The 7,682-nt window shown below is 71.8% G+C and carries 7 protein-coding genes and 1 tRNA gene; 3 read left to right on the top strand and 5 right to left on the bottom strand.

Annotation, left to right across the window (positions count from 1 at the left end; genetic code table 11):
- Nucleotides 1-214: 214 nt before the first annotated feature.
- On the bottom strand, nt 215-1,534 hold the full coding sequence (locus ACXN5W_RS15890) for an MFS transporter (RefSeq protein ID WP_473159054.1): 1,320 nt from the start codon (nt 1,532-1,534) through the stop codon (nt 215-217).
- 66 nt (nt 1,535-1,600) lie between these two features.
- Nucleotides 1,601-2,557 carry a quinone oxidoreductase family protein gene (locus tag ACXN5W_RS15885; protein ID WP_473159053.1) on the bottom strand — a complete coding sequence of 319 codons (957 nt, stop codon included), beginning with the start codon at nt 2,555-2,557 and terminating at the stop codon, nt 1,601-1,603.
- Nucleotides 2,558-2,953: 396 nt separating this feature from the next.
- On the opposite strand from ACXN5W_RS15885, the gene ACXN5W_RS15880 reads away from it, so the two are divergent.
- Nucleotides 2,954-3,418, top strand: coding sequence for a lamin tail domain-containing protein (locus ACXN5W_RS15880; protein ID WP_473159052.1), 465 nt, complete (start codon nt 2,954-2,956; stop codon nt 3,416-3,418).
- A gap of 90 nt (nt 3,419-3,508) precedes the next feature.
- Entirely contained in the window at nt 3,509-3,892 is a 384-nt protein-coding gene (locus ACXN5W_RS15875; RefSeq protein WP_473159051.1) for a hypothetical protein, read from the top strand.
- Nucleotides 3,893-4,040: 148 nt separating this feature from the next.
- On the opposite strand, the gene ACXN5W_RS15870 is transcribed toward ACXN5W_RS15875, so the two are convergent.
- Nucleotides 4,041-5,645 carry a serine/threonine-protein kinase gene (locus ACXN5W_RS15870; RefSeq protein WP_473159050.1) on the bottom strand — a complete coding sequence of 535 codons (1,605 nt, stop codon included), beginning with the start codon at nt 5,643-5,645 and terminating at the stop codon, nt 4,041-4,043.
- Nucleotides 5,646-5,779: 134 nt separating this feature from the next.
- Between ACXN5W_RS15870 and ACXN5W_RS15865 the strand changes: the two genes are divergently transcribed.
- Nucleotides 5,780-6,313, top strand: a complete 534-nt coding sequence (locus ACXN5W_RS15865) for a hypothetical protein (RefSeq protein ID WP_473159049.1) — start codon at nt 5,780-5,782, stop codon at nt 6,311-6,313.
- Between the two features lie 224 nt (nt 6,314-6,537).
- Here the strand turns inward: ACXN5W_RS15865 and ACXN5W_RS15860 are convergent.
- Together ACXN5W_RS15860 and ACXN5W_RS15855 are read right to left on the bottom strand one after the other, a co-directional pair.
- Nucleotides 6,538-6,614: transfer RNA gene (locus tag ACXN5W_RS15860), tRNA-Pro, on the bottom strand.
- A gap of 142 nt (nt 6,615-6,756) precedes the next feature.
- Nucleotides 6,757-7,659, bottom strand: a complete 903-nt coding sequence (locus ACXN5W_RS15855; protein WP_473159048.1) for a metallophosphoesterase — start codon at nt 7,657-7,659, stop codon at nt 6,757-6,759.
- Between the last annotated feature and the right edge of the window lie 23 nt (nt 7,660-7,682).

The raw sequence follows: 7,682 nt of genomic DNA, 5'->3' as shown, positions 1-7,682 counted from the left end.
CCCCCCCCCCCCCCCCCCCCCCCCCCCCCCCCCCCCCCCCCCCCCCCCCCCCCCCCCCCCCCCCCCCCCCCCCCCCCCCCCCCCCCCCCCCCCCCCCCCCCCCCCCCCGCCGGCTGCCGGTTCCGGCTCGGCGCCCGTCACCCGTGTCGTTCCTCATCGGCTGGCCGGTGCCGGCTCGACACCCGTCACCGGCGCCCGGTGCCGGCGGTGTTCCTCATCGGGTGGCCGGTTCCGGTCCGGTGGCCGTCACGTGGACTGGTTCCGGTTCGGCGACCGTCCCGGCGGTGACCGGGGTGCGGCCGTCCTGGGCCGGGGTCAGCAGCGGGCGGAGCGAGAGGGCCACGATCGAGGCCAGCAGACAGCCACCGATCACCAGGTACACCCAGAGGGTGCCGTGTCCACCACCGATCAGCGGACCCGCGCTCACCGGTCCGATGACGCCGCTGACCCCCCAGATCATCGAACTCATCGCGTTGTACCGGCCCCGCAACTCGTCACTGGCCAGCGCGTTGGTCAGGGCGGGCATCACCGGCGACAGCATCGTCTCGCCGAAACCGAAGATGGCGGAGCAGGCCACCACGGACAGCGCGGCCAGCAGCGCGCTGCGGGTGCCGATCACGCCACCCACGCCCAGCACGAGCCAGGCGGTGGCGAAGATCCCGCCCACGGTGGCCAGCGCCACCGACCGGCTGCGTCCCTCCAACCGCCGGATGACCAGCAGCTGGGACAGGACGATCATCACGGTGTTGGCGGCCAGCGCCCAGGCCACCACCCGGGGCGACACCTCGACGACCCGGATCGAGAACGCGGTGAACCCGACCTCGATCTGGGCATAGCCGCAGGTGGTGAGGATGAGTCCGAAGATCACCACCCGACGGAACGGTCGGTCCCGGAGCACCGTCAGGTATCCACCGGAGCTGACGGCGGCTGTCCCGTCGCGGCTGTCGGCGATCCGCTGGCCCACCCCCCGCAGGCTCAGCAGGATGATCGCCGGTGCCAGGTAGCTCAGGGCGTCGATCAGGTAGATGGCCTGGAAGGTGACCGGGTGGGCGACGCTCACGATCGCGCCCGCCACCAGGCCGCCGACCCCGATGCCGAGGTTCAGCAGGGCGAACTGGAGGCCGAAGACCCGCTGCCGCTCCGCCTCGGTGGTCAGCGACGCGAGAATGGTCGCCTGCCCCGACCAGATCACCGAACTGCCGACTGCGATCAGGGTCGCCGTCCCGAAGGCCGAGGCGGTCGAGCCGACCAGCGCCAGCAGGCCGGTCCCGACGGCCTCGATGAGCAGGCCGGGCAGCACGACCCGACGCGCGCCGAACCGGTCGATCAGAGTGCCGCCCAGCGGTGCCAGCGCGAGCGAGACCGCACCGTACCAACCGATCACCAGGCCCGCCCGGGAGTCGGACAGGCCACGGACGTCGGTGAGGTAGATGAACAGGAACGGCAGGGTCAGCCCTCGACCGATGGCCGACAGCAGGGTGCCGAACAGGATCCGGCGGGCCTCCGGGCGGCTGGGGAGGGAGCGGCGCAGCATGTTCCCGAGTCTGCTGTCCGGGTACGACACGACGCGACCGGATTTACCGCAAGGAAGGGCCCCTTCCTAACCATCGAGGGTGGGCCGGATCACGAGTTTGCCGAGGTTGGTCCGGGCCTCGATCGCCCGGTGCGCGTCGGCGGCCCGGCTCAGCGGATAGCTGCCACCCATCGCGGGGCGCAGCGCGCCGGACCGGCACAACCGCCATAGTTGCTCGCGGTGCTGGTCGTACAGGTCGGCGCGGCGGCCGGCGAAGTGCGCCATGCCGAAACCGATCACGGTGATGCCGGCCATCCGTAGTTGGTTGACGTCCACCGTCCCACCGGTGCCGTTGAACGAGACGAGCCGGCCCAGTGGGGCCACCGCGGCCAGGCAGCGGGCCTGCACCTCGCCGCCGACACCGTCGAGGACCACGTCGAACCGTTCCTCGCCGGCCCCGATCTCCGGATAGGTGAGGGCGGCGTCGGCGCCGAGAGCCGTGACGAAATCCCGTTTCGCGGCATCGCCGACGGCGCCCACCACCCGCCCGGCGCCGGCCGCCCGAGCCAACTGCACGGCCAGGTGACCCACCCCGCCGGCGGCACCGGTGACCAGCACGCTCTCGCCGGGGCGCAGCCCGCAGACGTGCAGCACACCGAGCGCCACATGCCCGCCCCGGACCAGCGCCACCGCGTCCGCGTCGGACACGTCGTCCGGCACGCGCCGCAGGAACGCCGCCGGCACCGCCGCCCGTTCGGCGTACGCGCCGGAGAATGCGATTCCGGCGACCCGCTCGCCGGTCCGCCACCCGGTGACGCCGGGGCCGACCGCGGCCACCCGGCCCACCACATCCCCACCGGGTACGTGTGGCAGCGGCACCCCGCCACCCGTCGGGGCGCCGTGGGTGAGCCGGACGACGGGCAGGGTCACCCCGACGGCGTCGACCGTCAGCAGCACCTCGCCGGCGGCCGGCTCCGGTGACGGTACGTCCTCGACGCGCAGCACCTCAGGTCCACCGTACGCATGGAATTGGACCGCTCGCACCGACAACCCCCTCGGTCGTCCCCGACGGACCGGCCGTCCGCCGGGGTCGAACTCTAACGGCGTCGAAGGCCGGCGGCAGTGGAGTTTCGCCCCGGGCGGCCGGCTCGGTCCTGGCGGTCCAGACCGGCCTCGCGGGCCGGCGGTCTTCCCGGGTCCTGATGGCCGTTCGGTCCCACCGACGGGACCGACAGGGCGAAGTGGACACCCGGGACGGGTCGGGGTCGCCGGCCGGCCGACCAGTTCGGAAATCGATTTGGTGGTACGACGCCGGATAGGCGGGCGGGTTTGTCCACCGGGCCGCCCCAATGGGCGCCGAAGGCGTACCAATGGCGGGTTCCCGCCGATAACGTCGGCGGCAAGCGATGATCCTCTTCGCCGATCGCAGGGAGCAGAATAATGAGATTCCGACCCATCGGGTTCGTGTCGGCGCTCGTCCTGGCCGCCGGTGCCGTGCTGGCCGGCGCCGCGCCCGCGCAGGCAGCGACGCCCGCGGTGCTGATCAGCAAGGTCTACTACAACTCACCGGGTTCCGACACCCGGAGCAACTCCAGCCTCAATGCCGAATGGGTCCGGTTGACGAACAAGAAGAGCTACACCATCAACCTGAAGAACTGGACGCTGCGCGACCGGTCGGGTCACGTGTACCGGTTCACCACCAACCACTATCTGCTGTCCGGGCACAACGTCTACGTCCACACCGGCCGGGGCACGAACGGCAAGCCCGCGTACGGTGACCGCTACTGGGCTTCCGGCAACTACGTCTGGAACAACACCGGCGACACGGCGTACCTGCGCAACGGGTCCGGCTCGCTGATCGACACGTGCTCGTGGGGCAGCCGGGGGAGCTACACCTACTGCTGAGTGCCGTTAAGAAGGGGCCCTTCCTCTACAAAAAGCGATAAGAGGGGGCCCTTCCTTGTGCCGATTCGACGACCCCGGCAAGATTTCGCCATGCGGGCTGCGGATCTCGTAAACATCTGGCGGAACACCATCGACGACGACGCGAAGTCCTGGGTTCTCTTCGCGCGCGGCACCTGCGTGGTGCTGACGGATCCTGAACCCGACGCCGACCTGGCGGTGCTGGCCACCGAAATCCTCCGGACATACGGCCCGATACCGCCGGACGTCCCTCCCGGCGACTTCGGAGTCATCACCCTCGATCCCGGGCCAGGCTGGATGGTCTGGAGCCACAACGGCGACATCATGACCTATGTGGATCCCACCGAGGTGAAGGACCAGAGCACGCTCGCGGTCGGGCTGTGGGGACGGAGCAAGCGCGACTGGGATGGGCACGAACTCGAAGTGATCCACGTGGAGGACCACCGGAACCGTTGACGGTGGGCCGCGCCGGGCACCCGGTGGCCGGCGCGGCCCACCCCGTACCACCTTCGCCGGGCGGTCCGGCCTGGCACGGAGCCGACGGCGATCGGCGCCGGTCGGTGGTCACCCCGGCTGGTCCCCGCTGGCGCCCAGCCGGCGATGGTCAGGGCTGGTCGGCCGTCGCCCGGTCGAGGTCCGCGATCAGCGAGTCGTACGCCGCCGGGGTGAGTTTCCGTCCCTTGCGCAGGTCGTCGAGCTTGCGTCGCAGGTCGCGGCTCTTCTTCGCAACCGCGTCGGACTCGTCCTCGTCGATCGCGCGGGCCAGGCTGTCGAGCTTGTGGTTCAGGTCGTCGGCGTCCTTCCGATCGAGCACCCCCGCCTGCACCTGCCGCCTGATCGTGGCCCGCATCGAGTCGATCGGATCCCGCGCGGGGTCGGGGACGACGGTCGAGCTGGGATCGGGTCCCTGCGTGCCGGCTGTCCCGCCCGGGGTGGATGGCGACGCCGGTACCGGACCGGCCGGTACCGAGGCTTCCTCGCCGCTGGGCGGCCGGGACCCGATCGACGGCTTGGCGGACCGGGCCGTCGTAGCCGGCGCGGTAGTCGAGTCCGGACTGACCACGGTCGTTGAGTTCACCGGATCGTCGCGCAGCACCGGCATCAGGGCGACGAGCGCCACACCGAGCACGACCAGCGTCGCGCCGCCGAGCGCCAGGCCGCGGTGCCGGCGGCTGGCCGGTTCACGGCGTTCCCCGGAGCCCGCCGCCGGTGGTGCGCCACCACCCCATCCGAACCTCCGGCCGGCATCGACCGGCGGATCGGCGGATCGGCTGACACTCCCGCCGCCGGCGCTCAGCGCCGGGGCAGCCCGGCCGTCGGCGTACACCGTCACCGGCACGGCCGCCGGGGTCGAGGCGTCCAGCCCGACCCCGACCGCGGGTACGGTGCCCGAACCGCCCGACACCAACTGGGCGCGGGTTACCGTGGCGTCCGATGGTCGCTCGGCGGGCGACTTCGCCAGCAGACACGCCACCAACTCGTCCAATTCGGGCGGTACGTCGGGGCGGAGGGTACGTACCCGCGCCGGCTGTTCGGTCAACTGCCGGTGGATGATGCCGATCGCGTTCTCCCCGGTGAACGGCGGAGCGCCGGTCAGCATGGCGTAGAGGGTGCAGCCCAGTCCGTACAGGTCGGTCCGGCCGTCGACGGGATCGCTGGTCACCTGTTCGGGTGCCATGTATCTGGCGCTGCCGAGCGCGACCGCCGTACCGGTGAGGTCGGCCTCGCCATCGGCCTGTTCCAGCCGGGCCAGCCCGAAGTCGCAGATCTTCACCAACCCGCCGGGGGTGACGATCAGATTGGCCGGCTTGATGTCCCGGTGTATCACCCCGGCCGCGTGCGCGGCGGCCAGCCCGGCACAGGTCTGGGCGGCGATCGCCACCGCCTGCTCCACCGGGAGCGGGCCGTCGGCGACCAGCGAGGCGACGCTGCGACCCGTCACCAGCTCCATCACCAGGTACGGCGTGCCTTCGACGGCGCCCACGTCGTAGACGGCGACGATGTTCGGGTGGGCGAGCCGGGCCACCGTGCGCGCCTCGCGGTCGAACCGCCGTACCGCAATCGGATCGGCCAGCCCCGGGCCGGCCAGCTCCTTGATCGCAACTGGACGGTCCAGCCTCAGATCCTGGCCACGCCACACCGTACCCATGCCACCACTACCGAGCAGATCGTCCGCCCGGTACCGGCCGTCCAAGACCCGCCCGTTCATCATCGTTCGCGAACGTACCCGGTACCGGCCACTCCCGCGACTCCGCCCGACGTGGTCCGGAACGTGCGCCGGGATCGATGCCTGGTCGGCCGCCCGGAGCAGCGCCGGAAGGCCCGGGATGTCATGATCCAGCGATGATCGAAACGCTTCCACTGGCGCCCGCGATCGTCCGCCCGCTGCGTACCCTCGCCGACGGCGACTTCGAGATGACCGTCGTGTCGGAGGTCGCCGCCACCCTCGGCGCGCCGAGTGAGATGTCCGACGACCACCTCCGCTGCTTCGACCTGCCCGGCGGCCTCGTGCTCCAGTTCGCCGCCGGGGACGACCGGGGCGACCGAGCGGGCGCGGCGGTGGTCCCGCTCTGCGGCTGGGACCCCGGCGCGGTGGCGACGCTCGCCACCCACGAGGAGCGAGCCGCGTACGACGCGCACTACGACCGGACGCTGGAGACCATCACCGCCACGATCGGCGGCCCGGACCACCATGGCGCGGACGGCGGAGCGTTTCCGTACCGCTGGTCGGTGTGGCTTGGCCGGACCGGACTGATGGCGCTCCAGCAGAGCCACTACGACGACTGTCCGGACATCAACATCTGGGTCCGGCCGCGCCCGCGGAACGGGTTCGAGCCCACCCAGCCGTTCGCCGACTGGCTCAGCTCGGCACCCTGACGGCGGACCCGCCGCCACCGGAGAGAACTTCGCGCCGCCCGGCGGCATCCCACGCCGTCCCGCGCCGCCCGGCGGCATCCCACGCCGTCCCGCGACGTTTCCCACGCCGCCCGGCGGCATCCCACGCCGCCCGGCGGCATCCCGCGCCACCCGGGAGGATCCCCGGGCACCGGGGCCCGGACGCACTTGAGGGCACATCCATCGATCGGATGTGCCCTCTGCCCTGGTCGGGGTGGCCGGATTCGAACCGACGACCTCTTCGTCCCGAACGAAGCGCGCTACCAAGCTGCGCCACACCCCGGGGCGTGCCGAGCAATAGTAGCCCACCGCCACCGACGGTCAAACCGGGTACCCCGGTGTGCCGACGGCGCCCCCACCATCGCCGTCGAGCGCGCTGCCGGCGTACCGGCGGAACAGCCGGGTGACCAGCGGCGGGCCCGGCGTCAGCGCGGGATCAGGGTGAGCAGCGACGCCTCCGGTCGGCAGGCGAACCGGACCGGCGCGGTCGGGTGGGTGCCCAACCCGGCCGAGACGTGCAGCCAGGAGTCCGAGCCGGGCCATCGATGCAGGCCCTTGGCCATGGAGCGAGGTAGATCACAGTTGGTGGTGAGCGCGCCGTACAGCGGCACGCAGACCTGACCGCCGTGGGTGTGACCGGCGAGCAGCAGATCGAGCCGGTCCTCGGCCATCGCGTCCAGCACCCGCGAGGCGGGCGAGTGGGTCACCCCGAGCGACAGGTCGGCCTCGGCCGAGACCGGACCGGCCACCGACTCGTAGTCGTCCCGTTCGACATGCGGGTCATCCACCCCGACCACCTCGATCAGCCGGCCACCGGCCTTGATCGTGGTACGGACGTTGTTCAGGTTGACCCAACCGGCGCCGACCAGTACGTCCCGCAGGTCCTCGTACGGCAGCTCCACACCGTGCGGATAGTCCTGGTCCGGCCGGTGCGGCAGGACGTAGCGGAGCGGGTTCTTCCAGACCGGTCCGGTGTAGTCGTTGGAGCCGAAGACGAAGACGCCCGGAACGCCCAACAGCGGGTGCAACGCTCGCAGCACACCGGGAACGGAACGCGGATCCGCCATGTTGTCCCCGGTCACCACGACCAGGTCGGGGTCGGTGGCGGCCAGCGACGCCACCCACGACTGCTTGCGGCGCTGGTTGGGCATCATGTGCAGGTCGGACAGGTGCAGCACCCGCAGCGGTTCGGCGTCGGTGTCGAGCACCGGGACGTCGTACCGCCGAAGGGTGAACATGTTCCGCTCGATCAGCGAGGCGTACCCGAAGGTGGCCGCCCCGGCGACCGCGAGCCCGGCGGCCAGTCGCAATACGGTGCGCTTTCCCATGCGTCCCAGAGTAGTTTGTGCCT

It is taken from the genome of Plantactinospora sp. A48, assembly GCF_055793945.1.
The sequence above is the reverse complement of the archived record's forward strand: the minus strand, read 5'-3'. Positions and strand labels throughout refer to the sequence as shown.

Coding starts and splice junctions, on each gene's coding strand:
- ACXN5W_RS15890 (WP_473159054.1), bottom strand. CDS start 1,534: ATGCTGCGCCGCTCCCTCCCCAGCCGCCCGGAGGCCCGCCGGATCCTG.
- ACXN5W_RS15880 (WP_473159052.1), top strand. CDS start 2,954: ATGAGATTCCGACCCATCGGGTTCGTGTCGGCGCTCGTCCTGGCCGCC.
- ACXN5W_RS15875 (WP_473159051.1), top strand. CDS start 3,509: ATGCGGGCTGCGGATCTCGTAAACATCTGGCGGAACACCATCGACGAC.
- ACXN5W_RS15870 (WP_473159050.1), bottom strand. CDS start 5,645: ATGAACGGGCGGGTCTTGGACGGCCGGTACCGGGCGGACGATCTGCTC.
- ACXN5W_RS15865 (WP_473159049.1), top strand. CDS start 5,780: ATGATCGAAACGCTTCCACTGGCGCCCGCGATCGTCCGCCCGCTGCGT.
- ACXN5W_RS15855 (WP_473159048.1), bottom strand. CDS start 7,659: ATGGGAAAGCGCACCGTATTGCGACTGGCCGCCGGGCTCGCGGTCGCC.